The organism is Caballeronia choica, from assembly GCF_001544535.1.
Classification (GTDB): Bacteria; Pseudomonadota; Gammaproteobacteria; order Burkholderiales; family Burkholderiaceae; genus Caballeronia; species Caballeronia choica.
Window position 1 is genome coordinate 1 of record NZ_FCON02000062.1, and the last position, 20,527, is coordinate 20,527.

Genomic DNA, 20,527 nt, shown 5'->3' on the forward strand with positions numbered 1-20,527 from the left:
GCTTTCTTTGCTTACTTTCTTTGCAGCAGCAAAGAAAGTGAGTCCCGCCCCGGACAGGGGCAGAGCTAATAAACCGATAAAAAATCAAGTTCCACAGAAGCCCAGGCGCATCAAACGGTGTAAACAGCCCCAACCCCAAGCGCCAGCAATCATCCATCCCGCCCCGGACAGGGGCAGAGCTAATAAACCACTAAATAATCAAGTTCCACAGAAGCGCATCAAGATCAAACGGCGTACACCCCCAACCCAAGCGCCAGCGATTGTTCGTATCCACGAACATATGTCTTCGCGTACGGTATCTTTATCCCCCGGCTCCCGCTCCGTAGAATTTGAATCATGGAATGGGAGCCTGCAATGAGAGCCTTGATCGAAAGACAACTGTATCAACCGGCCGTCGTCCTGCCGCTCTTGGTCTTGATGCGACTGATGGTCACGCTCGATTTCAATCTCGCGCAAGTCACGCTGGTCGTTGTCGCGAAGGGCTCGCAGTATGTGTTCAACATGGTATTTCGCCACCGCGACGCCCGCCCGGCGCTTAGCGGCGCGCGCTCGGAACCCCGTGGCGTCTGTCACCGCTGCCACTGCTGAAGAACCGCCCGCTCAATAAATCTCCGGCACGATCATGCTCGCAGGCACGGGCTGCCGCAAATAGTCATCGTTGAATACGCGCGCCGGCAAATCGATCGTCGGATGCTCGATCTCGTGGTACGGCACCTGACCCAGCAAGTGGTGGATGCAATTGAGCCGCGCGCGCTTCTTGTCCACCGCCTGCACCACCCACCAAGGCGCCTCGGGAATGTGCGAGCGCTGCAGCATGACCTCCTTCGCCACCGTGTACGCTTCCCAGCGTCGCCGGCTCTCCAGATCCATCGGGCTCAGCTTCCACTGCTTCAGCGGATCTTCGATACGCGCCTGGAAGCGCACTTCCTGCTCGTCATCGGTGATCGAGAACCAGTACTTGATGATCTGGACGCCGCTTCGCACCAGCATCTTTTCAAACTCGGGCACCGAGCGGAAGAACTCCTCGTATTCGTCGTCGGTGCAGAAATTCATCACGCGCTCGACGCCCGCCCGGTTGTACCAGCTTCGATCGAACAGCACGATCTCGCCGCCCGCCGGCAATTGCGACACGTAACGCTGGAAATACCATTGCGTGCGCTCGCGATTGTTCGGCGCGGGCAGGGCGGCGACCCGGCACACGCGCGGATTGAGCCGCTGCGTGATGCGCTTGATCGCGCCGCCCTTGCCCGCGGCGTCGCGTCCTTCGAAGATCACGACGAGCCGGTGGCCCGTATTGACCACCCAGTCCTGCAGCTTGACAAGCTCGCCCTGCAGGCGAAACAGCTCGCGAAAATAGAGCTTGCGCAACTCGCGCGCTTCTTCGGTGAACGCGGACTCGCCGTCGAGTATGCGATCGTCGAGTTCCATTTCCAGTTCTTCGTCGTAGCTGTCGATCAGGTCTGCTTCGAAGCGGCGCTGCCTGTCTTGCGAAATCATGGTGAGCTCCGTTGACGTTCTGGCGCACGCGGCGCGGGTCCGGCGGGGACGGCCGATTATCCGGGTCAAGCGTTTCAAATTCATGACGAACGCGGTCTGCGAGCGCGATTATTGTAATTTTCCGCGCGTCCGGACGACAAAGCAGTATCCCATTCCAAAAGCAGGAGCACACATGCGAGCTTCCCTCATCCGCCATCTGGCCTGCGCGCTCATGGCCGTCAGCGCCTGGCCCGCACTCGCGGGCGTCTGCGCGGCGACGAGCCCCGCGCATCGCGTGGCGCTCGTCGAGCTGTACACGAGCGAAGGCTGCAGCAGTTGCCCGCCCGCCGACCGCTGGCTGAGCCAGTTCGATCGCGCGCGTCAGAGCGATGCCGCCGTGCCGCTCGCGCTCCATGTCGACTACTGGGACAGCCTCGGCTGGAAGGACCGTTTCGCGCAGCCGGCCTTCACCGGCCGGCAGCAGCGCCTGTCGAACGTGGGCGGCCAGCGCGTCGTCTACACGCCGGAGGTGTTCGTCGCGGGCCGCGAGTTGCGCGACTGGTCGGACGCTTCGAGCGTCGATGCACGCGTGAAGCGCATGAACGCCGAGGCGCCGCTCGCCGATATCCGCATCGAAACGAGCACGGCCGCGACGGGCAGGCTCGCGTTCGATGCCGAGTTCGCCGCGCGTCCGAAGCTTCCCGCCGAGGCTGTCGCGTATGCCGCCGTCGTCGAAAGCGGGCTGCAAAGCCAGGTGCAGGCCGGCGAAAACCAGGGCGCGCTGCTGCACCATGACCGCGTGGTGCGTCGCTGGATCGGGCCCGTGCGCATCGTGGACGGTCATGCGAAAGTTTCGGGGGAATACGCGAAGGAGGCGTCGGCGAACGTGCGCTATAGCGTCGTCGCGTTCGTCGAGAATTCCGCGACGGGCGAGGTGTTGCAGGTGGCGGAAGCGGGATGCGGGGGGTGAAGCGAATCCATCGGTAGAATGGGCCGTCCATCTTCTAACGATACGACCGACACGATGACCGACCCGAAGCACACCGCCATCCCGAGTTTCGACGAACACGACACGGCGCGCCTCCTGCCCTACGAGCGTCTCGTGGCGACGCTCGAAGCCACGATGCTCGATTACGCCGACGGCCGGATCGTGAGCCCCGAGCGCATGGTCGTACCGCTTGCTCACGGCGCCGTCATGCTCTCGATGCCCGCGAGCGCGAGCGATCTCGCGATGCACAAGCTCGTGAACGTATGTCCGCGCAATCGCGCGCTCGGCCTGCCGACGATCCACGGGCAGGTGACCGCGTTCGACGCCTCGACCGGCGTGCCGCAATTCATGCTCGACGGCCCGACGGTGACGGGCCGCCGCACGGCCGCCGTGACAATGCTGGGCATTCGGTGCTTGTCGGGTAACGCGCCGTCCGAGGTGCTCGTCATCGGCACGGGCAAGCAGGCGCACCATCACGTCGAGGCGTTGGCGAGCCTCTATCCGGCGGCGCGCATCAGCGTGCTCGGCTCGCAGCCTGCCCGCGCCGATGCGTTTTGCGCGGCGCACCGGGCGCTGTCGGCGAACCTCGTGCCGCTCGCATCGGCCGACATCCCTGATTCGGCCGACGTCGTCATCACGACGACCACCAGCAAGACGCCCGTCTACACGCTCGCGCCGAAGCCGGGGCGACTCGTGATCGGCGTCGGCGCGTTCACGCCGGATGCGGCGGAAATCGCGGCATCGACGATTCTCGCGAGCGATGTCTTCGTCGACGATGCGGCCGGCGCGCGGCACGAAGCCGGCGACCTGATCCTGGCGGGCATCGACTGGAACGACGTGCAACCGCTGTCGAGCGTGCTGCGCAAGACGGCGCGCATTACGCGGCCGGTCGTGCTAAAGACCGTCGGATGCGCGGCGTGGGACCTTGCCGCTTGCCGGGTCGCGCGGGACGTTTTATCGGAGGAATAGCGGCGGTCTCAAATCGATTCGTCGTCTGGAATGCTCCTTGCTATCTTCCGGACCATGTTGCTTTAATCCGGACTAAACGATGAACAGTCGACAAGACAGCAAGTGGGCATCTTCACCAGCCGCATCCTGGGCCGCAGCGCCCGCGGAGCGGGCGGCACCGCCGGCCGCGTACTTCATCTCCGTGCTTGAACTCGCGACCGGCGAAAAGCTCGGCAACGACGAGCGCCTGCGCGCCGTTGCGATGCTCGAAGCGCATTTCGGCGCGGGACGGCCAAGGACGTTGTCGGAGGCGGTGCGCATCTGCGCGGGCGCCATCGATTCGTCGACATTGCAGCGCATGGCACGCGGCGCCAAGGCGTAGGTTTTTCAAGCGCCGGTACATAACGGGTTCAACTGTTCGTTATCAGCCTGCATTTACACGCAGGCGCCAGATCGTCTCGCCGCGCGTGAGCACGAGCGACGACAGCGGTTCGAAATCCATCGCATAGACCGACGCGAGCGGCGCGTTCAGCACGCGTGCAAGCGCGACCTTGACGAGAATCGCGTGCGTGACGATGACGTACGGGCCGCCGTGCGTGTACCGGTCGAGGGCGGCCATCACGCGTGCAGCCAGCGCTTCCAGGCTTTCACCGCCATGCGGCGCGCTCGCCGGCTCCGATAGCCACGCCGCAAGCCCCTGCGGATCTTCGTCGTGCACATCGCGAATCGCGCGGCCGCGCCAGTGTCCGTAGTTGAGGTCGTCGAATGACCGGTCGATGGCGGGACTCGCGTCGAAGCACGCCGCCGTTTCGCGCGCGGCACGCGCCGGACTTGTCACCACATGCCGCTGCGTTCCGCCGAAGCGAGCCGCGAGATGAGCGCACGCGGCGGCATCGATCGGATCGTCGCCCGACGGGAACCTGCCCGCTTTCATCGCGTGCGTGGCGGCGTGGCATAACAAAGTGAGTTCGGTGGTCATCGTGTGAATGGTCGTTCGATGCTTTACTTTGCCGTCGATCATCTTAGAATGGCAAGCTTGCAGTGCGAGGAAGTCGGTGAAAACCCGGCACGGTCGCGCCACTGTGAGCGGTTGTGCCGGAAGAGGCATGCCCGCGAGTCAGACCCCCGCTGCATCCTTCCCTCGTCTATCGGGACGCGTCTTCCCTGGAGAATCACATGATCGCATCGGCCCATTCCGCTGCCCCGGTTTCGCCCGCAAACGATGCACCCGTACCCATTCCGGTGCGTGAAGTGCTGCCTTGGGCCATTTTCATCGGCCTGATCCTGCTGATCGCAATCTATTTCGTCGGCGCGGAGCAGGGCGCGACATCGATCTTCTCGGGCATGTACATTCATGAGTTCGTCCACGACGGTCGCCATCTGCTCGGCTTTCCCTGTCACTGAGGACGCACCATGATTCGCAATCTCCTGATACGCGGCATGATCGCGGGACTGGTCGCGGGCCTCATCGGCTTTGGCTTTGCGCGGACATTCGGCGAACCGTCGGTCGCGCGCGCGATCGCTTTCGAGGCGGCGCATGAACATGCGCACGAGCATGCGCAAAGTGGTGTCGATTCGACGCAAGCGGCCCACAGTGACGACGAGGAACTCGTGAGCCGCGATACGCAGGCGGGCCTCGGTTTGCTGACGGGCGTAGCGGCGTTCGGCACTGCGCTGGGCGGCCTGTTCTCGCTCGTGTTCGCGTTCGCTTACGGACGGCTCGGGGCGCTGCGCGCGCGGGGGACGTCCGCACTGCTTGCGCTCTTCGGCTTCGTGAGTGTCGCGGTCGTGCCGTTCCTCAAGTACCCGCCGAATCCGCCGGCCATCGGCAATCCCGATACGATCGGCCCTCGCACCGCGCTTTTCTTCGGCATGGTCGCGATTTCGATCGCGGCGGCGCTGCTCGCCGTCTGGCTGCAACGGCGCTTGCAGAAGCAGCATGGCGCATGGAACGCGACGCTCGTGGCGGGCGCTGCGTATATCGTGTTGGTCGCGTTCACGGACTTTGCGATGCCTTCCGTCGACGAAGTGCCGGCGGATTTCTCGGCTACGCTGTTGTGGAATTTCCGCGTGACGGCGGTTGGGATTCAGGCGCTGTTGTGGACGACGCTCGGTCTCTTGTTTGGCGCGCTCGCCGCGCGGGAATTGGAGCGGGTTCCGGCCAGGCGCATGGCGCAGGCTTAGGCTTAGGCGTTAAACAACTCCCCACAAGGCGGTCAGCCGAACCGCCTTTTTTCATGGCGCTCGATGAGCGTAGGAAAGAGCGCAACCTTCCTTTCATCGTCCATCGTTTTCCATGCCTTGATCTCTTCGCGGTTTCTGAAGCAGCCTTCGCAAAATCCCGTTGATTGATCGAGCCGGCACACGTTCGTGCAGGGAGAGCCGACTGGCTGCTGCGATTTCGCGCGCTCGATCGTGAAGGCGAGTTCGAGCGGTGGCTCGATGTTCAATGTCGTTGTTGTCGTTGTCATAGCGGTTCGCCGCGAAAGAGCGCGGCGGTTGCAGCCGGATTCGACGGCCAATATGTATGCATGTACGTCGCGGCGACTCGTCCGTGACGATATAGCGCTTCGCCCGGCGCGCCGGTCGTCGCGTGCGTGGCGGCAAGGTGCGGCTGCATGGGCGTCGTCATCGTCGAGTAGTGGAACGTGTGGCCCGTGGCGATGCCGTGCGACGTGTCGATGCGCTGCATCGCGAGGCGCGCGAGGCGGGGCTGCATCGCCGCGTCGCCGGGGAGGACGCCGAGCATCGCGTGCCGCGTGCCGTCGACGGTCGTCAGCGAATCGAGCAGGTACAGCATGCCGCCGCATTCGGCGACGACCGCCCGGCCGCTCTCGACGTGCACGCCGATCGAAGCGGCCGTGCGTGCGTTGTTCGCGAGCGTCGCCGCATGCAGTTCGGGGTAGCCGCCGGGAAGATAGAGCGCATCGCTATGGTCGGGCACGGGTTCGTCGGCGAGCGGCGAGAACGTGCTGATGCGCGCGCCCATCGCTTGCAGCAGATCGACGTTCGCCGGATAGATGAACGAAAACGCGGCATCGCGCGCGACCGCGATGTGCACGCCTTCGAGCAGACGCGGCGGCCTGGCCGGCGCCTCTTCCTCGAACTGCACGGCGGGCGGCAGGTCGCGCAACGCAGTCTCGCCGATGGCGTCGGCGGCGCGCTCCAGACGCGCGTCGAGGTCGGCGATTTCCGCGGCCTGCGTCAGGCCGAGATGACGATCGGGCAGCGCGATAGCATCGGCGTTCGACAAGTGGCCGCAATAGCGCAAGCCTTCGGGAATGGCTTCGCTCAACATTTGCGCATGCCGTGCCGATGCCACGCGATTCGCGAGCACGCCATGAAACGGCACGTCGGGACGATAACGCGCAAGCCCGAACGCGAGCGCGCCGAAGGTCTGCGCCATGCCGTGCGCGCCGATCACGGCCAGCACCGGGACGCCGAACGTGGCCGCGAGATCGGCGCTGCTCGGCGTGCCGTCGAAGAGGCCCATCACGCCTTCGATCAGGATCAGGTCGGCATCGCGGGCGGCCTCGGCGAGCAGCGCCCGGCATGCCTCCACGCCCACCATCCACAGATGCAGCGAATACACCGGCGACCCCGACGCGCGTTCGAGAATCATCGGATCGAGGAAGTCGGGCCCGGTCTTGAAGACGCACACGCGCCGTCCGAGCCGCGCGTGATGGCGCGCGAGCGCGGCGGTGACAGTCGTCTTGCCCTGATGCGAGGCGGGCGCGCTGATGAAGAGAGCGGGGCAGGCGCGCATCGGCTCAGAACTCGACACCGCGTTGCGCCTTCACGCCCTGTTCACGATAAGGATGCTTCACGAGCCGCATCTCGGTGACGAGATCGGCGGCTTCGATCAGGGCATCGGGCGCATGGCGCCCGGTGACGACCACATGCATCGCGGCGGGCCGCGCCTTCAGCACGGCGAGCACTTCATCGAGCGGCAAATATTCGTACTTCAGCACGGCATTCAGTTCGTCGAGCACGACCATCTGGTACTCGCCGCTTTCGATCATCTTGCGCGCCGCGTCCCAGCCCTTGCGGGCGGTGGCGATATCAGCCTCGCGATTCTGCGTGTTCCAGGTGTAGCCGTCGCCCATCGTGATGAAGTCGCAATTGGCGATGGCGGCGAGGAAATCGCGCTCGGAAGTATGCAACGCGCCCTTGATGAACTGCACGACGCCAAGCTTCATGCCGTGGCCGAGCACGCGCACGGCCATGCCGAACGCGGCCGTCGTCTTGCCCTTGCCGTTGCCGGTGTTGACGATCAGGAGGCCCTTCTCGTGATCGGCGGCGGCCTGCTTCTTCTCGTGGCCTTCCTTGCGGCGTTGCGCCATGCGCAGATGGGATTCGGGATCGGTTTTCATGCGTGGCCCTTCGATGATGATGGAAGAGGATGGCGGTCGGCGGCGATCGCGACGGTCACGTCATCGACGGCCGTCTTCGGCACGACGATGCGCCCCTCGTGCGATGCCAGCAGCGCGCAAGGTTCGCAGACGCCACCGACGCCCAGATGCTTTTGAACGTAGGGGGACGCGCCGGTTTCGACGTCCGCGATCTGCGCGGCGGTATAGAACCGGAGCGGCAGTTTGTGGCGTTCGCAGAACGCGAGCAGCGCGGCTTCATCGGACTTGCCTTCGATGCTGGCGATCACCCGGACTTCGGCAAGCGAGCGCTTGCCGAACTTGCCGAGTGCGGCGCGCACGGCGGCTTCGATTTCCTCGACGCTCACGCCGCGCCGGCAGCCGATGCCGATCACGATCGAACCCGACGTCACGGCTTGCCCGCCAGATGGTCGAGCGCACTCGCCACGCCGAGTCCCGCGACCGAGCCGATCACGACGATAGCCGGCGCGCCGAGCGACGCGGCCTTCACGGCATCGGGCAGGTGTTCGAGCGGCGCGAGCAGATGGCGCTGTTCAGGGCGCGTCGCGGCTTCGATGGCGGCGGCGGGCGTCCGTGGATCGAGCCCGGCGGCAAGCAGCGCCGCGACGATGTCGCGCAGGCGCCGCATGCCCATATAAATGACGAGCGTCATCTTTGTCGCGACGAGCGCGCTCCAGTCGGGTTCGCGGTCGCCGGTGTCGCCGCTTGCGCCATGACCGGTGACGAACACGACGCCCATCGCGTGATCGCGATGCGTGACCGGAATGCCGACCGACGCAGGCGCCGCAATTCCCGCCGTGATGCCGTTGATCACTTCCACTTGCACGCCCTCGTCGGCGAGGGCCTGGACTTCCTCGCCGCCGCGCCCGAACACGAACGGATCGCCGCCCTTCAACCGCGCGACGCGGCGACCCGCATGCACGTGCGCGAGCATGAGTTCGAGGATGACGGCCTGCGGCGTCGACGGCTGCCCGCCGCGCTTGCCGACGTACGTGACGAGCGCGTCGCTGCGCGCGAACTTGAGCACGTCGGGATTGACGAGATCGTCGACGAGCACGACATCCGCTTCCGACAGCGCGCGCACGGCTTTGAGCGTCATCAGTTCGACGTCGCCGGGGCCGGCGCCGATCAGGTGGACGCGGCCTTGCGTGGTCATGCCGCCGCTCCGCAAGCAGGAATGCGATGAAGCAACGCGCGACAGCGCTCGATGGCTGGATTCATGTGATGCGTGAGAGGTGCAGGAATGCGCGGCGCTCGTGAGCGCCGCCGGTTGCGTACCGTTGCGGGACAGCACAGGTTGGCACTATTGTGCGCCCTGTTTCCCGTTTGACTGCGCACACGTTGAAGCGCATGCGCGAGCACCGGACGCGGGCCAGAAGATATCACAGGAACGGCGCCTGAAGTGGCCCCTGTATTGACGCTCGTGCGCTTGCAGCCTAGACTTGCTCGCAATTCTGGTGCTCGCGCGCGTTGGTCTTTCGCGCGCGGTTAAACGGGAAGCAGGAAGCGGCCGATCCGCCACGGACGAACCGCCAACCTGCGCTGCCCCCGCAACGGTAAGCGAAAGCCGCGCGTCATGCTTCATGCGTAGATCGCATGATTCACGCGCGGCAGAGCCGGCTTCGGTGCATGTGCGATGGTCGTGCACACGCATTGCTCCACTGCGCAACGCATCACGCGCGGGAAGGTGAAGCGGCGTTTTCGTCAGCCCGGATACCGGCCAGAAAATCGAACGGATCGTCGTCGCGGGGATGCGGCGCGCGATTCCTTATCTCATCCCGCTTTCCGGCTTGCAGGCAGCGCGTATCCGCGAAAAAGCCACGCAGCAGAGCGCACACGGAGCAACCGATGCAAACGCGCAAAATCCCGGTGACGGTCGTGACCGGCTTTCTCGGCAGCGGCAAGACCACGCTGATGCGGCACATCCTTTCGCACGCGAATGGTCTGCGCATTGCGGTAATCGTCAACGAGTTCGGCGAACTCGGCATCGACGGCGAAATCCTCAAGGGCTGCGGCATCGGCTGCGACGACGAAGCATCGTCCGGCGAGCGCAATCTCTATGAACTCGCGAACGGATGCCTGTGCTGCACCGTGCAGGAGGAGTTCTATCCGGTGATGGAGCAACTCGTCGAGCGGCGCGGGCAGATCGATCACGTGCTGATCGAAACGTCCGGACTCGCGTTGCCCAAGCCGCTCGTGCAGGCGTTCAACTGGCCGTCGATCAAGAACGCGTTCACGGTCGATGCAGTGGTGACGGTGGTCGATGGTCCGGCTGCCGCGAGCGGCCAGTTCGCGTCGAACCCGCAGGCCGTCGATGCGCAGCGCCGCGCCGATCCGAATCTCGATCACGAATCGCCGTTGCACGAGTTGTTCGAGGACCAGTTGGCCTCCGCCGATCTCGTGATCCTCAACAAGACCGATCTCATCGATGAAGCGCAGCAGGCTCGCGTCGAAGCATTGATTCGCGGCGAGATTCCAGCCGAGGTGAAAATCGTGCCCGCGCGGATGGCGCAACTCGACCTGCATGCGCTGCTCGGCTTGCAATCGGCATCGGAAGACACGATCCATCTGCGGCACGATCACCACGGTTCCGCCGACGACGAAGGCCATATCGACCATCATCACGACGACTTCGATTCGGTCGTCGTCCAAGCGGACGTGCAGTCGCGCGAACAGATCATCGCGGCGTTGCAGGCGCTCGTCGAAGGCAACACGATCTATCGCGTGAAGGGTTTCGCCGCGCTGCCGGGTGCGCCGATGCGGCTCGTCGTGCAGGGCGTGGGCCGCCGCTTCGACAGTTACTTCGACCGGCGCTGGGAGTCGAGCGAAGCGGCGAGCCGGTTTGTCCTGATCGGCGAAGACCTCGATCAGCCGGCGCTGCAAACGGCGTTCACGGCCGCGCTCGGACAGGCCTAGCACCATGCATCTGCTGCGTACGACGCCGGGCGGTTTCGTCGACGATGCGGCGGGCGTCGTGCGCATCGAGCAGACGCCCGCGCCGATCGTCGTACTGAGTTCCGCCGACACCACGCTCTCGCTGCTCGCGAGCGTTTTTCCGCGCCTGGAGGCGGGTTTTCCTGCGGTGCGGCTGGCGAACCAGTCGTTCTTGCGGCAACCGGCATCGGTGGATTTCTACGTCGACGACGTGCTGCGCCATGCGCGCGTGGTGATCGTCGATCATCTCGGCGGCGAGGCTTACTGGCCTTACGGCATCGAGCGGATCGTCGCGCTCGCGAAGCGCGAGCAGCAGACGCTCGTGATGTTCTCCGGCGACTTGCAGGAAGACCCGAACCTGATCGCGAAGAGCACGGCCGATCCGGCGCTTTGCCACGCGCTATGGCGTTATCTGCGCGAAGGCGGCGCGCAGAACGCGGAGGAGTTCTTGCGCTGCATAGGTCATCGTGCGCTGGGCTGGGGGCGTGAAGCGCAAGCGCCCCACGCGCTGCCGGCCGTCGCGCTCTATCATCCGGCGCAAGACACGGCGACCATCGACGACTGGCACGCCCGCTGGACCGAAGGCGCGCCCGTCGTCGCGATCCTGTTCTATCGCGCGCACCTGCAGTCCGGCAACACGGCGGTGTTCGATGCGCTCATCGACGCGCTCGAAACCGAGGGCATGAATCCGTTGCCGATCGCGATGTCGTCGCTGAAGGACGCGGTCAGCCGCGAAGTCGTGCAGCAGTTGTGCGCGGATCATGGCGCGTCGCTCGTGTTGAACACGACGGCGTTCGCGGCGGGCGTCATCGACGATCCGGCGCCGTTCGAACTCGCGGGCGATGCACCGGTGCTGCAAGTGATCCTGAGCGGCGGCAATCGCGACGACTGGGTGAAGGACAACCACGGCCTCAATTCGCGCGACGTCGCGATGCATGTGGCCCTGCCCGAAGTTGACGGCCGCATCATCACGCGTGCGATCAGCTTCAAGGGGCTCGCGTATCGCTGCAAGCACACGCAGGTCGATGTCGTGCGTTATCAGCCCGATCATGAGCGCGTGCGGTTCGTGGCCGAGTTGAGCCGGCGCTGGTGTCGTCTGCGCAGCATCGCCAATGCGCAGAAGCGCGTCGCGCTGATCCTCGCGAACTATCCGCTGAGCGAAGGGCGCATCGGCAACGGCGTCGGACTCGATACGCCGGCATCGGTCGTCAATATCCTTTCGATGCTGCGCGACGCGGGCTATCGCGTCGGCACCGTTCCCGCCGATGGCGACGCGCTGATGCGCTCGCTGACCGAAGGCGTGACGAACGATCCGGTCGTGCGCGACATGCGTCCCGCGCTGCAAAGCCTTGCGCTCGACGATTATCTCGATGCCTTCCACAAGCTGCCGTCCGCTGTGCAGCAGGAACTGAACGCGCGCTGGGGCCCACCCGAACAAGACCCGACCCTTCGCCGCGGGCGCTTCATGATCGCGGGCTGGCGCAGCGGCGAAGTGTTCATCGGCATTCAGCCGGCGCGCTCGCGCGAACGCGGCGATTACGCGAGCTATCACGACGCGGACCTCGTGCCGCCGCATGCGTATCTCGCGTTCTACTTCTGGCTGCGCTTGCGCTTTGCGGCCGATGCGATCGTGCATGTCGGCAAGCATGGCAATCTCGAATGGCTGCCGGGCAAGAGCATGGCGCTCTCGGGTTCCTGCTGGCCCGACCTGACGCTCGGGCCCATGCCGCATCTGTATCCGTTCATCGTCAACGATCCGGGCGAGGGCAGCCAGGCCAAGCGCCGCGCGCAGGCGGTGATCATCGATCATCTGATGCCGCCGCTCACGCGCGCCGAAAACTATGGGCCGTTGCAGGACCTGGAGCGGCAAGTCGACGAATACTACGAGGCGCTGATGGTCGATCCGCGCCGCGCGAAGCTGTTGCGCAAGACGATCCTCGAAGGCATCGTCGCCGCGCGCCTCGATGCGGAACTCGGGCTCGAAGCCGCCGACGACGACGCGCTCCTCACGCGCGCCGACGCCTACCTCTGCGAACTGAAGGAAGCGCAGATTCGCGATGGCCTGCATACGTTCGGCGCCTCGCCGCAGGGCGTTCAGCGACGCGATACGCTGCTCGCGCTCGGCCGCTTTCCGATCGGCGATGGACAGGGCGCGAACGCAAGCCTCCTGAGCGCGCTCGCACGCGACCTGCAACTCGGGGAGACCTTCGATCCGCTCGATTCGGACTGGGCCGCGCCGTGGACGGGACCGCGTCCAGCGGCGCTGGGCAACGTGACCGACGCGGCATGGCGCCATCACGGCGACACGCGCGAACGTCTGGAACTGCTGGCGACGAAGCTGCTGGAATCGCAGGCGGAAGAAGCGCACGCATGGCCGGTGACGTCGCTCGTGTTGAAGCGGCTAAAGGGTGACTTGCTCGGACGGCTCGATGCTTGCGGGCCGCAAGAGCTTGAACAGCTCAAACGCGGGCTCGAAGGCCGCTTCGTGCCGCCGGGCCCGAGCGGTTCGCCGTCGCGCGGGCGTCCCGACGTGCTGCCCACCGGCCGCAACTTCTATTCCGTCGATACCCGCGCGCTGCCGACGCAGGCGGCCTGGTCGATCGGGCTCAAGTCAGCCAACCTGATGATCGAGCGGCATCTGCAGGATCACGGCGACTATCCGCGTGCGGTCGGTCTGTCGGTGTGGGGCACGGCGACCATGCGCACCGGCGGCGATGACATCGCGCAGGCGCTCGCGCTGATGGGCGTGCGTCCGAAGTGGGCGGCGGGCAGCCATCGCGTGACGGACTTCGAGATCCTGCCGATCACCATCTTCAACCGTCCGCGCATCGACGTGACGTTGCGCGTGTCGGGCTTCTTTCGCGACGCGTTCGCGAACCTCATGCATCTCTTCGATGCAGCCGTTCAGGCAATCGCCGAACTCGACGACGAGCCGGAAGCGTTGAATCCGATCCGCGCGCGCATCCTGCGCGAACGCGACGAATGGGTGGCACGCGGCATCGATGCGAAGGAGGCGCGCGTGCGCGCCGGATGGCGCGTCTTCAGCACGAAGCCGGGCGCGTATGGCGCGGGCTTGCAGGAACTGATCGACGCAAAAGCGTGGCAGGACGACGGCGATCTGTCGAGCGCGTACCAGAGCACGGGCGGCTACGCTTACTCGCAAGGCGGCGACGGCATCGAGGCGCGCGACACCTTCGGCGCGCGCCTCGCGAGTATCGATGTCGTATTGCAGAACCAGGACAACCGCGAGCACGATCTGCTCGATTCCAACGACTATCACCAGTTCCAGGGCGGCATGGTCGCGGCGGTGCGGCATCTGTCGGGCGCGCAACCCGAGGCGTACAACGCAGACCACAGCAACCCGGCCGCGCCGCGTATCCGCACGCTCAACGAAGAGATCTCGCGCGTGATCCGTTCGCGCGTAGTCAACCCGAAGTGGATCGACGGCGTGAAGCGTCACGGCTACAAGGGCGCGTCCGAACTCGCGGCGACCGTCGATTACCTGTTCGGCTACGATGCGACCGCGCGCGTGGTGTCGGATCATCAATATGCGCTCGTCACCGATGCTTACGTGAACGACGCCGATACCCGCGAATTCATGCAGCGGCACAACCCGCACGCGCTGCATTCGATCTGCGAGCGTTTGACCGAAGCGATGCAGCGCGGCTTGTGGCAGAACCCGGGCGACTATCGCGCTCAAGTCGAGCGGCATCTGTTGAATGCGGAACAGCAACTCGAAGGCCAATGAACTTGAACGACACTGCCATTTCCCCGGTATTTCCCTTCGCCGCGCTGGTCGGTCAGCCGCCGTTGCAGCAGGCGCTTTTGCTCGCCGCAATCGATCCCGGATTGGGCGGCGTGCTCGTGACCGGCCCGCGCGGCACGGCGAAATCGACGGCGGCGCGCGCAATTGCCGAGTTGCTGCCGGAGGGCCGGCTGGTCACGTTGCCGCTCGGCGCGAGCGAAGAGCAGTTGATCGGCACGCTCGATATCGAAAGCGCACTGCGCGATGGCGGCGTGAAGTTTTCGCCGGGGCTGATCGCGAAGGCGCATCAGGGTGTGCTCTATGTCGATGAAGTGAATCTGCTGCCGAATCCGCTCGTCGATCAGTTGCTCGACGTTGCCGCGAGCGGCGTGAACACCGTCGAGCGCGACGGCATTTCGCATCGGCATGAAGCGCGCCTCGTGCTGATCGGCACGATGAATCCCGAAGAAGGCGAGTTGCGTCCGCAATTGCTCGACCGCTTCGGCCTTGCGGTCGAACTCGGCAATTGCTTCGATGCTTCGGTGCGGCAGCAAATCGTCAAGGCGCGGCTTGCCTTCGACGCCGATCCGCATGCGTTTCGAGCGCGCCATGCAAACGAGCAGGCGGCGCTTGGCCGGCGCATCCACGAAGCGCGCGCCGCGCTGGCAAGCCTCGATTTCGATGACGCCGTGCACGCGCGCGTGAGCGAGTTGTGCATCGCCGCGCAGGTCGACGGCTTGCGCGCCGATCTCGTGATGTTGCGGGCGGCGCGCGCGCTCGCCGCGTTCGATGGGGCGGGCGTGGTCGGCGTGGAGCACGTCGAGCGGGTCGCGGATTCGGTTCTGAAGCATCGGCGGCGCGCGCACGACACGCCACATGCGGCGCACGAACCCGAGCCGTCGTCCCGTCAGCAAGCCAACGATTCCGACTGGGGCTATCTGCCGCCCGAGCCCGTCGAGACCGCGACGGTCAAGAACGTGAGGCCGCTTCAGCCAAAAAAAGTCTGAGCCATCGAAGGCCGGACGCCAGCGCCGAGGCAGGCCGCCTTCGATGGCTCGAATCACTGGCGAGCGGACTTTCGAATGCGCGCGAAGGCCGCGTGAGCCGTTCGATCGACTGGATGGCGACCTTGCGTGCCAAACGGCACACGCAGTTCGAAGCGCGGCACTTGCGCTTTCATCGCAAGCGCGGCGAGGGCGCGGCGCTGCACTGCTTCGTGCTCGATTGCTCCGGCTCGATGCTGGCGGGCAAGCGGCTCGCGCTCGCGAAGGGTCTGCTGGTCGCGCTGTTCGATCGTGCGTATCGCGAGCGCGCGGAAGTTGCGCTCGTGTGTTTCGGCGGCGGGCAGGCGCAAGTGCGGCGGCAGCCGGGCGCCGCGCATTGGTGGAACGAGCACTGGGTCGCGCCGATCGGCGGCGGCGGCGGCACGCCGCTGGCGCTCGGCGTGCGTTCGGCTGCGAACGTGCTGGCGCGTGCGGCGCGCGGCAAGCCCGCGCAGGAACGCTGGCTCTGGCTGCTGACCGATGGCCGCACGCCGGACGCGCCGTCGCGCCCGTTCGACGCGGACCGCGTCGTGATCGTCGATTTCGAGAACGACGCGGTGAAGCTCGGGCGGTGCGCAGCGCTTGCGCAGGCGTGGGAGGCGCAATACAGCACCGCCGGGCAGCTTGCCTACTCGTACCAGCGCGGCGTATAGACCCACTCGCTGTGAGCGTCGCGAGGAAAGCCGCGCGTGGTCGATGAGCCGACGATCACCATCGTGCGCATGTCGACCTGATCCGATCGAAGCTGTTCGAGTGTCGTCGTTATCAGCGACTCGCCGGGCCTGCCGATGTCGCGTCCGAGCACGACTTTGGTCGATCCCAAACGATACTCGCGCACGATATCGAGCGCGCGGTCGAGTTGCCACGGCCGCGCACGCGAGACCGGGTTGTAGAACGCCATCACGAGATCGGCCTGTGCTGCGTGGCGCAGGCGCGTTTCGATGATCGTCCACGGCTTCAGGTTGTCGGAGAGCGACAGCATGCAGAAGTCGTGGCCGAGTGGCGCACCCGCGCGCGCCGCCGTCGCGAGCGCGGCCGAGACGCCCGGCACGATCGCGAGTTCCACTATCTTCCATGCGGGTTGCCGGTCGCGCGCCTCGTCGAGCGCTTCGAGCACGGCGGCGGCCATCGCGAATACGCCGGGGTCACCCGACGAAACGACGACGACATTGCGCCCCTCGCTCGCGAGTTCGAATGCATGGCGCGCGCGTTGCATCTCCTCGCGATTGTCGGTGCCGTGCACGCGCTGTCCGGGGCGAAACGGGCCCGCCATGCGCACGTAGGTTTCGTAGCCGAGGATGTCGTCGGCCTGGGCGAGGGCCGCCTTGGCCGCCGGCACCATCAGCTCCGCGCTGCCCGGGCCGAGGCCGATTACCGTCAGCCTGCCGCGGGCGCGGCCAATCGTCGATGGATCGATCGGCTGGTCCGCAACCGCAAGCACGATGCCATTCGATTCGCGATGTTCGCCACCTTTCACATGCAGTGCATCGCTGAAACGCAGCGGCACGTCGAGTGCATGCGCGGCGTCGGCAAGTGCCTTCGATGCCGCATCGCGCATAGGTGCGACGAGCGCCGCAAGCGCAAGCGGCGCGAGGTCGTGCTCGCGCAACGCAAGACGTACGCGCTCGGTGATGTCGCCATGCGAAGCGTCGCCCACCCACGCGACCACGCAACGCGGATGGATCAGCAAGTCGTCGCCGGAGCGACCGGCGCGCGGGCTCACGCGAATCGCGAGCCGTGCGTCCGCCGCGCGCGGCAAGCCGGCGTTGTCGAGCCACGGCGCTGCGCCTTCGATGCGCGTGGCTTCGCCCGCCAGCAAGTCGGAGACGAAGCGCTTGCCGTGTTCGAGGTCGGCGAGCGCGTAGCCCGCCGGCGGATTCAGCAGGCACATGCCGAAGCGCAACTCGCCGCTCGTCGTGATCGCGGGCGCGATGCCCAATGCGGCCGCGATCTCACGCGCCATCCGGTTCACGCCGCCCAGTCCGCCGACGAGCGGCACGACCGCGCTGCCGTCCTCGGCGACCGCGAGCACGGGCGGCTCCGCGCGCTTGTCGGCGAGACACGTCGCGATCGCGCGGATCACGATGCCCGCCGAGCAGAGCGCGACGATCGGCGTGCCGCGTGCGTACAGGTCGCGCAGATGCGTGCCGAGTTCGTCATAAGCGACATCCGCCCGAACGCGGCTCGCGAGACCATGCACCTGCGAGCCGGGATAAATCGACTGGATGCGCCGCGCGGTATCGAGCGCGCCCTGACCCAATACAACAATCGCGACCATCGCGACATCCCGGTTCACGCCCGCCATTTTTCCCCCGGCACGACGAGCAGCGAGAAATACGGCGACGCCATCGGATCGACTTCATCGAGCGGCACGATGCGCTGGTTCGCCATCGTCGCGCGCTCGACGTACAGCGCGCGCTCAGCGAGCCCCAAGTGCACGAGCACGCGCCGCACCTTCTCGAAGTTCCGTCCGAGCTTCATGATGACGGCCGCATCCGATGCTTCGAGCCGCCGCCTCAGTTCATCCTCCGGCAACACGCCCGACAGCACCGACAGGCTCTGGTTGCGATACACGAGCGGCGCGCCGAGCACGGCGACGCCGCCGAGCATCGAACAGACGCCCGGCACGACTTCGGCCTCGAAGCGCGCCGCCAGCCGATCGTGCAGGTACATGTACGAGCCGTAGAAGAAGGGATCGCCTTCGCAAATCACGGCGACGTCGCGGCCCGCCTCGAGATGATCCGCGATCGCGATGGCGGATTCGTCGTAGAACGCGCTGATGATCGTCTCGTAGCAAAGCGGCGGTTCGAGCGCTTCGGTCGTCACCGGATAGACGAGCGGCAGGCGCGTTTGCGCGTCGCCGAGATGCGTTTCGATGATGCCGAACGCGTTGCCCTTCTTGCCCTTCGCGACGAAGTACGCGACCACGGACGCCGCCTTGAGCAGCCGCAGCGCCTTCACGGTGATCAGTTCCGGATCGCCGGGACCGACGCCGAGACCATACAGACGTCCGCTCATTTATTCGGCCTCCGTGGCGAGCGCGTTGACGGCGGCGGCGGCCATCGCGCTGCCGCCGCGCCGCCCTTGCAGCGCGACGAACGGCACGCCGCGGCTGTCGGCGGCGAGCAGCGCCTTCGACTCCGCCGCGCCGATGAACCCGACCGGAAAGCCGAGGATCAGCGCGGGTTTCGGTGCGCCGGCGTCGAGCAGGTCGAGCAGGTGGAAGAGGGCGGTCGGCGCATTGCCGATCGCGACGACGCTGCCCGCCAGGTCCGGCAGCCACAACTCGACGGCGGCCGCCGAGCGCGTGTTGCCGAGCACGCGGGCGCGCTCGGGCACCGACGCATCGGCGAGTGTGCAGATCACGCGATTGTTCGCGGGCAGGCGCGCGCGGGTGATGCCTTCGGCCACCATGCGCGCATCGCAGAGAATCGGTGCGCCGGCCGCGAGCGCCGCGCGGCCCGCTGCGCCCGCGCCCGGCGAAAAGCGCAGGTCGTCGATTGCATCGACCATGCCGCACGCGTGAATCACCCGCACCGCGAGCTTTTCGAGGTCGGCGGGAATGGCCGCGAGATTCGCTTCGGCGCGGATCGTCGCGAACGACTGGCGATAGATCTCCTGTCCATCGCGGATGTAATCAAGCATCTGTGGTGCTCCGGGCGAGCCAGTCGGCCGCCTCTTCTATCGTGATGTTGCGGGCGACGCAGCGGCCGAAGCCTTCGGTCTTCGGAAGCGCTGCGTGCTGGTAGAGGTCGTATCGGCCGGGGGCGACCGCCACGAGCGCGGACGGTACGCGATGCGCCGCGGCGCATGAACGCACGCAACCGCTCAGATGCACGGCTTCGGCGTTCGCGGGCAGGCGTTGCGCGAGTTTCAGGGCGTCGGCTTTCGTATCGGCGAGACCGCGTGCGCAACCTTGCGAACCCGCGCAGGCGATGAGGCGCGCGAGCGGTTCGGCCGGCTCTGTCGCGAGGCCGAGGGCGCGCATCGCGTGGAGTACGTTCCCTGCCTGGCTTTGCGCGATGTCGGGCAGCAGCACGCTTTGCCACGGTGTCATGCGCAAGCGGGCAGTGCCGTGTGTCGCGGCGAGGTCCGCCAAAGCATGCAGCGAAGACGCCGAAAGACGGCCAAGCGGCGGCTGGGCACCTGCGTGCATCAACCCATTGCGATGCTGGAAATGCGCGCCGAGACGCAGCGAAGCATCGGCGGCAGGGCGGCGCCATGCGTGAACGTCGCGCATCGGCGGGACGCCGGAAGCTTTCAGCAAGTGCTCGATTGGAACCTCGCTCAACAGGTCGCGCATGCGCGTGTGTTCCGGCGCGGCGAGATCGAGGAACGCATGCAGCAACGCATCGACCAGCGCGACGACATGCATGCGCTCCACGGCGCCGATGGCCGGCGCATCGTCCGCATCGACCGGCGGGCATCCCGCCAGCCCGAACGCGAAGCGCGCGCCATCGTCGATCGAGGCGAGCCAGATATCGTGCGGATGATCGAGCATGGCGAGCCGCTCGCCGCCGTCGAGCAGCAGCGCGAATTTCGGCGACAACGCGTGAAGCCGCGCATCGCGCTGCATGCGATCGACGATTTGCGCGGCCAGCGCCCGCGTATCGTCCAGTGCGAGCGGGCTCAGCATGACGTTGCGCAGATCGTCGGCGCCGGGCGTCGCGGGGCCGAGGCCGGCGTCGAGCAGCGACTGGACCAGTGCCTCGGGCGCATCGTCGCGAACGCCGCGCAATTGCAGGTTCGCGCGATTCGTCACTTCGATCACGCCCGACGCATGATGCCGCGCGGCGTCGGCCACCGCATGCGCGGCGGACGAACTCAGTTCGCCGCCCGTCAGGCGAATGCGGCAAAGGCCGCCGTCGCGCGCGGACACGATGCGCGCGAGCCCCGGGCAAGCGGATGCCCGCGGTGCCGATGGCGCATCTGAAACGGATGAATGTGTGCTCAAAGCGTGACCCGGGTGGGCTCGCGCGGAAACTGCGGTATCGGTACACCC

21 protein-coding genes and 2 riboswitches are annotated in these 20,527 nt (G+C 66.2%); of the genes, 10 read left to right on the forward strand and 11 right to left on the reverse strand.

What is annotated here, in order from left to right:
* The first annotated feature begins 354 nt into the window (after window positions 1–354).
* The gene (locus tag AWB68_RS24240) at window positions 355–588 is read left to right on the forward strand and encodes a hypothetical protein (RefSeq protein ID WP_087646889.1); all 234 of its coding nucleotides are present in this window, start codon (window positions 355–357) and stop codon (window positions 586–588) included.
* 12 nt (window positions 589–600) lie between these two features.
* On the opposite strand, the gene ppk2 is transcribed toward AWB68_RS24240, so the two are convergent.
* Entirely contained in the window at window positions 601–1,497 is an 897-nt protein-coding gene (gene ppk2 / locus AWB68_RS24245; protein WP_087646890.1) for a polyphosphate kinase 2, read from the reverse strand.
* Window positions 1,498–1,669: 172 nt separating this feature from the next.
* Here ppk2 and AWB68_RS24250 point away from each other — a divergent pair, with 172 nt between their 5' ends.
* From AWB68_RS24250 to AWB68_RS24260, 3 genes are all read left to right on the forward strand, one after another.
* The gene (locus tag AWB68_RS24250; RefSeq protein ID WP_235028478.1) at window positions 1,670–2,446 is read left to right on the forward strand and encodes a DUF1223 domain-containing protein; all 777 of its coding nucleotides are present in this window, start codon (window positions 1,670–1,672) and stop codon (window positions 2,444–2,446) included.
* Between the two features lie 54 nt (window positions 2,447–2,500).
* Window positions 2,501–3,433, forward strand: coding sequence for a bifunctional Delta(1)-pyrroline-2-carboxylate/Delta(1)-piperideine-2-carboxylate reductase (gene lhpI, locus AWB68_RS24255; RefSeq protein ID WP_087646891.1), 933 nt, complete (start codon window positions 2,501–2,503; stop codon window positions 3,431–3,433).
* Window positions 3,434–3,512: 79 nt separating this feature from the next.
* A complete protein-coding gene (locus AWB68_RS24260; RefSeq protein WP_235028479.1) occupies window positions 3,513–3,794 on the forward strand; it encodes a hypothetical protein in 282 nt (93 codons plus the stop codon).
* Between the two features lie 42 nt (window positions 3,795–3,836).
* On the opposite strand, the gene AWB68_RS24265 is transcribed toward AWB68_RS24260, so the two are convergent.
* Entirely contained in the window at window positions 3,837–4,391 is a 555-nt protein-coding gene (locus tag AWB68_RS24265; protein ID WP_087646927.1) for a histidine phosphatase family protein, read from the reverse strand.
* A 43-nt stretch (window positions 4,392–4,434) separates the two neighbouring features.
* Window positions 4,435–4,559: riboswitch (cobalamin riboswitch) on the forward strand.
* A gap of 29 nt (window positions 4,560–4,588) precedes the next feature.
* On the opposite strand from AWB68_RS24265, the gene AWB68_RS24270 reads away from it, so the two are divergent.
* Together AWB68_RS24270 and AWB68_RS24275 are read left to right on the forward strand one after the other, a co-directional pair.
* Window positions 4,589–4,816 carry a CbtB domain-containing protein gene (locus AWB68_RS24270; RefSeq protein ID WP_087646892.1) on the forward strand — a complete coding sequence of 76 codons (228 nt, stop codon included), beginning with the start codon at window positions 4,589–4,591 and terminating at the stop codon, window positions 4,814–4,816.
* 9 nt (window positions 4,817–4,825) lie between these two features.
* Entirely contained in the window at window positions 4,826–5,596 is a 771-nt protein-coding gene (locus AWB68_RS24275) for a CbtA family protein (protein ID WP_087646893.1), read from the forward strand.
* A 32-nt stretch (window positions 5,597–5,628) separates the two neighbouring features.
* Here the strand turns inward: AWB68_RS24275 and AWB68_RS24280 are convergent, their stop codons facing one another.
* From AWB68_RS24280 to cobA, 5 genes are read right to left on the reverse strand one after another with little or no spacing between them, the layout of a single operon-like run.
* Window positions 5,629–5,883 carry a DUF1289 domain-containing protein gene (locus AWB68_RS24280; RefSeq protein ID WP_087646894.1) on the reverse strand — a complete coding sequence of 85 codons (255 nt, stop codon included), beginning with the start codon at window positions 5,881–5,883 and terminating at the stop codon, window positions 5,629–5,631.
* Window positions 5,880–7,178 carry a cobyrinic acid a,c-diamide synthase CobB gene (locus AWB68_RS24285; protein WP_087646895.1) on the reverse strand — a complete coding sequence of 433 codons (1,299 nt, stop codon included), beginning with the start codon at window positions 7,176–7,178 and terminating at the stop codon, window positions 5,880–5,882. The genes AWB68_RS24280 and AWB68_RS24285 overlap by 4 nt, the downstream gene beginning before the upstream one ends.
* Before the next feature lie 4 nt (window positions 7,179–7,182).
* A complete protein-coding gene (gene cobO, locus AWB68_RS24290) occupies window positions 7,183–7,785 on the reverse strand; it encodes a cob(I)yrinic acid a,c-diamide adenosyltransferase (RefSeq protein WP_087646896.1) in 603 nt (200 codons plus the stop codon).
* The gene (locus AWB68_RS24295) at window positions 7,782–8,195 is read right to left on the reverse strand and encodes a cobalamin biosynthesis protein (protein WP_087646897.1); all 414 of its coding nucleotides are present in this window, start codon (window positions 8,193–8,195) and stop codon (window positions 7,782–7,784) included. The genes cobO and AWB68_RS24295 overlap by 4 nt, the downstream gene beginning before the upstream one ends.
* Complete coding sequence (gene cobA / locus AWB68_RS24300; protein WP_087646898.1) at window positions 8,192–8,959, reverse strand: uroporphyrinogen-III C-methyltransferase; 768 nt, start codon at window positions 8,957–8,959, stop codon at window positions 8,192–8,194. Before cobA ends, AWB68_RS24295 begins: the two co-directional genes overlap by 4 nt.
* A gap of 282 nt (window positions 8,960–9,241) precedes the next feature.
* Window positions 9,242–9,542, forward strand: a riboswitch (cobalamin riboswitch).
* Between the two features lie 109 nt (window positions 9,543–9,651).
* Here cobA and cobW point away from each other — a divergent pair.
* From cobW to AWB68_RS24320, 4 genes are all read left to right on the forward strand, one after another.
* A complete protein-coding gene (gene cobW, locus AWB68_RS24305; protein ID WP_087646899.1) occupies window positions 9,652–10,719 on the forward strand; it encodes a cobalamin biosynthesis protein CobW in 1,068 nt (355 codons plus the stop codon).
* Window positions 10,720–10,723: 4 nt separating this feature from the next.
* On the forward strand, window positions 10,724–14,485 hold the full coding sequence (gene cobN, locus AWB68_RS24310) for a cobaltochelatase subunit CobN (RefSeq protein WP_087646900.1): 3,762 nt from the start codon (window positions 10,724–10,726) through the stop codon (window positions 14,483–14,485).
* Window positions 14,482–15,489, forward strand: a complete 1,008-nt coding sequence (locus AWB68_RS24315) for a magnesium chelatase ATPase subunit I (RefSeq protein WP_087646901.1) — start codon at window positions 14,482–14,484, stop codon at window positions 15,487–15,489. The genes cobN and AWB68_RS24315 overlap by 4 nt, the downstream gene beginning before the upstream one ends.
* 113 nt (window positions 15,490–15,602) lie before the next feature.
* On the forward strand, window positions 15,603–16,178 hold the full coding sequence (locus AWB68_RS24320; protein WP_087646929.1) for a vWA domain-containing protein: 576 nt from the start codon (window positions 15,603–15,605) through the stop codon (window positions 16,176–16,178).
* Here AWB68_RS24320 and cobJ read toward each other — a convergent pair.
* From cobJ to cobG, 4 genes are read right to left on the reverse strand one after another with little or no spacing between them, the layout of a single operon-like run.
* The gene (gene cobJ, locus AWB68_RS24325) at window positions 16,154–17,830 is read right to left on the reverse strand and encodes a precorrin-3B C(17)-methyltransferase (protein WP_200828782.1); all 1,677 of its coding nucleotides are present in this window, start codon (window positions 17,828–17,830) and stop codon (window positions 16,154–16,156) included. The genes AWB68_RS24320 and cobJ overlap by 25 nt on opposite strands.
* The gene (locus tag AWB68_RS24330) at window positions 17,818–18,543 is read right to left on the reverse strand and encodes a precorrin-2 C(20)-methyltransferase (RefSeq protein WP_087646902.1); all 726 of its coding nucleotides are present in this window, start codon (window positions 18,541–18,543) and stop codon (window positions 17,818–17,820) included. Before AWB68_RS24330 ends, cobJ begins: the two co-directional genes overlap by 13 nt.
* Complete coding sequence (locus AWB68_RS24335; RefSeq protein WP_087646903.1) at window positions 18,544–19,170, reverse strand: precorrin-8X methylmutase; 627 nt, start codon at window positions 19,168–19,170, stop codon at window positions 18,544–18,546.
* Window positions 19,163–20,479: a precorrin-3B synthase gene (cobG, locus tag AWB68_RS24340; protein WP_200828783.1), complete on the reverse strand. Its 1,317-nt coding sequence runs from the start codon at window positions 20,477–20,479 to the stop codon at window positions 19,163–19,165. Before cobG ends, AWB68_RS24335 begins: the two co-directional genes overlap by 8 nt.
* Window positions 20,480–20,527 lie beyond the last annotated feature (48 nt).

What these genes read in the sequence shown, in the direction of transcription:
- AWB68_RS24240 (WP_087646889.1), top strand. Translation starts at nt 355, where the DNA reads ATGAGAGCCTTGATCGAAAGACAACTGTATCAACCGGCCGTCGTCCTG.
- ppk2 (WP_087646890.1), bottom strand. Translation starts at nt 1,497, where the DNA reads ATGATTTCGCAAGACAGGCAGCGCCGCTTCGAAGCAGACCTGATCGAC.
- AWB68_RS24250 (WP_235028478.1), top strand. Translation starts at nt 1,670, where the DNA reads ATGCGAGCTTCCCTCATCCGCCATCTGGCCTGCGCGCTCATGGCCGTC.
- lhpI (WP_087646891.1), top strand. Translation starts at nt 2,501, where the DNA reads ATGACCGACCCGAAGCACACCGCCATCCCGAGTTTCGACGAACACGAC.
- AWB68_RS24260 (WP_235028479.1), top strand. Translation starts at nt 3,513, where the DNA reads ATGAACAGTCGACAAGACAGCAAGTGGGCATCTTCACCAGCCGCATCC.
- AWB68_RS24265 (WP_087646927.1), bottom strand. Translation starts at nt 4,391, where the DNA reads ATGACCACCGAACTCACTTTGTTATGCCACGCCGCCACGCACGCGATG.
- AWB68_RS24270 (WP_087646892.1), top strand. Translation starts at nt 4,589, where the DNA reads ATGATCGCATCGGCCCATTCCGCTGCCCCGGTTTCGCCCGCAAACGAT.
- AWB68_RS24275 (WP_087646893.1), top strand. Translation starts at nt 4,826, where the DNA reads ATGATTCGCAATCTCCTGATACGCGGCATGATCGCGGGACTGGTCGCG.
- AWB68_RS24280 (WP_087646894.1), bottom strand. Translation starts at nt 5,883, where the DNA reads ATGACAACGACAACAACGACATTGAACATCGAGCCACCGCTCGAACTC.
- AWB68_RS24285 (WP_087646895.1), bottom strand. Translation starts at nt 7,178, where the DNA reads ATGCGCGCCTGCCCCGCTCTCTTCATCAGCGCGCCCGCCTCGCATCAG.
- cobO (WP_087646896.1), bottom strand. Translation starts at nt 7,785, where the DNA reads ATGAAAACCGATCCCGAATCCCATCTGCGCATGGCGCAACGCCGCAAG.
- cobA (WP_087646898.1), bottom strand. Translation starts at nt 8,959, where the DNA reads ATGACCACGCAAGGCCGCGTCCACCTGATCGGCGCCGGCCCCGGCGAC.
- cobW (WP_087646899.1), top strand. Translation starts at nt 9,652, where the DNA reads ATGCAAACGCGCAAAATCCCGGTGACGGTCGTGACCGGCTTTCTCGGC.
- cobN (WP_087646900.1), top strand. Translation starts at nt 10,724, where the DNA reads ATGCATCTGCTGCGTACGACGCCGGGCGGTTTCGTCGACGATGCGGCG.
- AWB68_RS24315 (WP_087646901.1), top strand. Translation starts at nt 14,482, where the DNA reads ATGAACTTGAACGACACTGCCATTTCCCCGGTATTTCCCTTCGCCGCG.
- AWB68_RS24320 (WP_087646929.1), top strand. Translation starts at nt 15,603, where the DNA reads ATGGCGACCTTGCGTGCCAAACGGCACACGCAGTTCGAAGCGCGGCAC.
- cobJ (WP_200828782.1), bottom strand. Translation starts at nt 17,830, where the DNA reads ATGGCGGGCGTGAACCGGGATGTCGCGATGGTCGCGATTGTTGTATTG.
- AWB68_RS24330 (WP_087646902.1), bottom strand. Translation starts at nt 18,543, where the DNA reads ATGAGCGGACGTCTGTATGGTCTCGGCGTCGGTCCCGGCGATCCGGAA.
- AWB68_RS24335 (WP_087646903.1), bottom strand. Translation starts at nt 19,170, where the DNA reads ATGCTTGATTACATCCGCGATGGACAGGAGATCTATCGCCAGTCGTTC.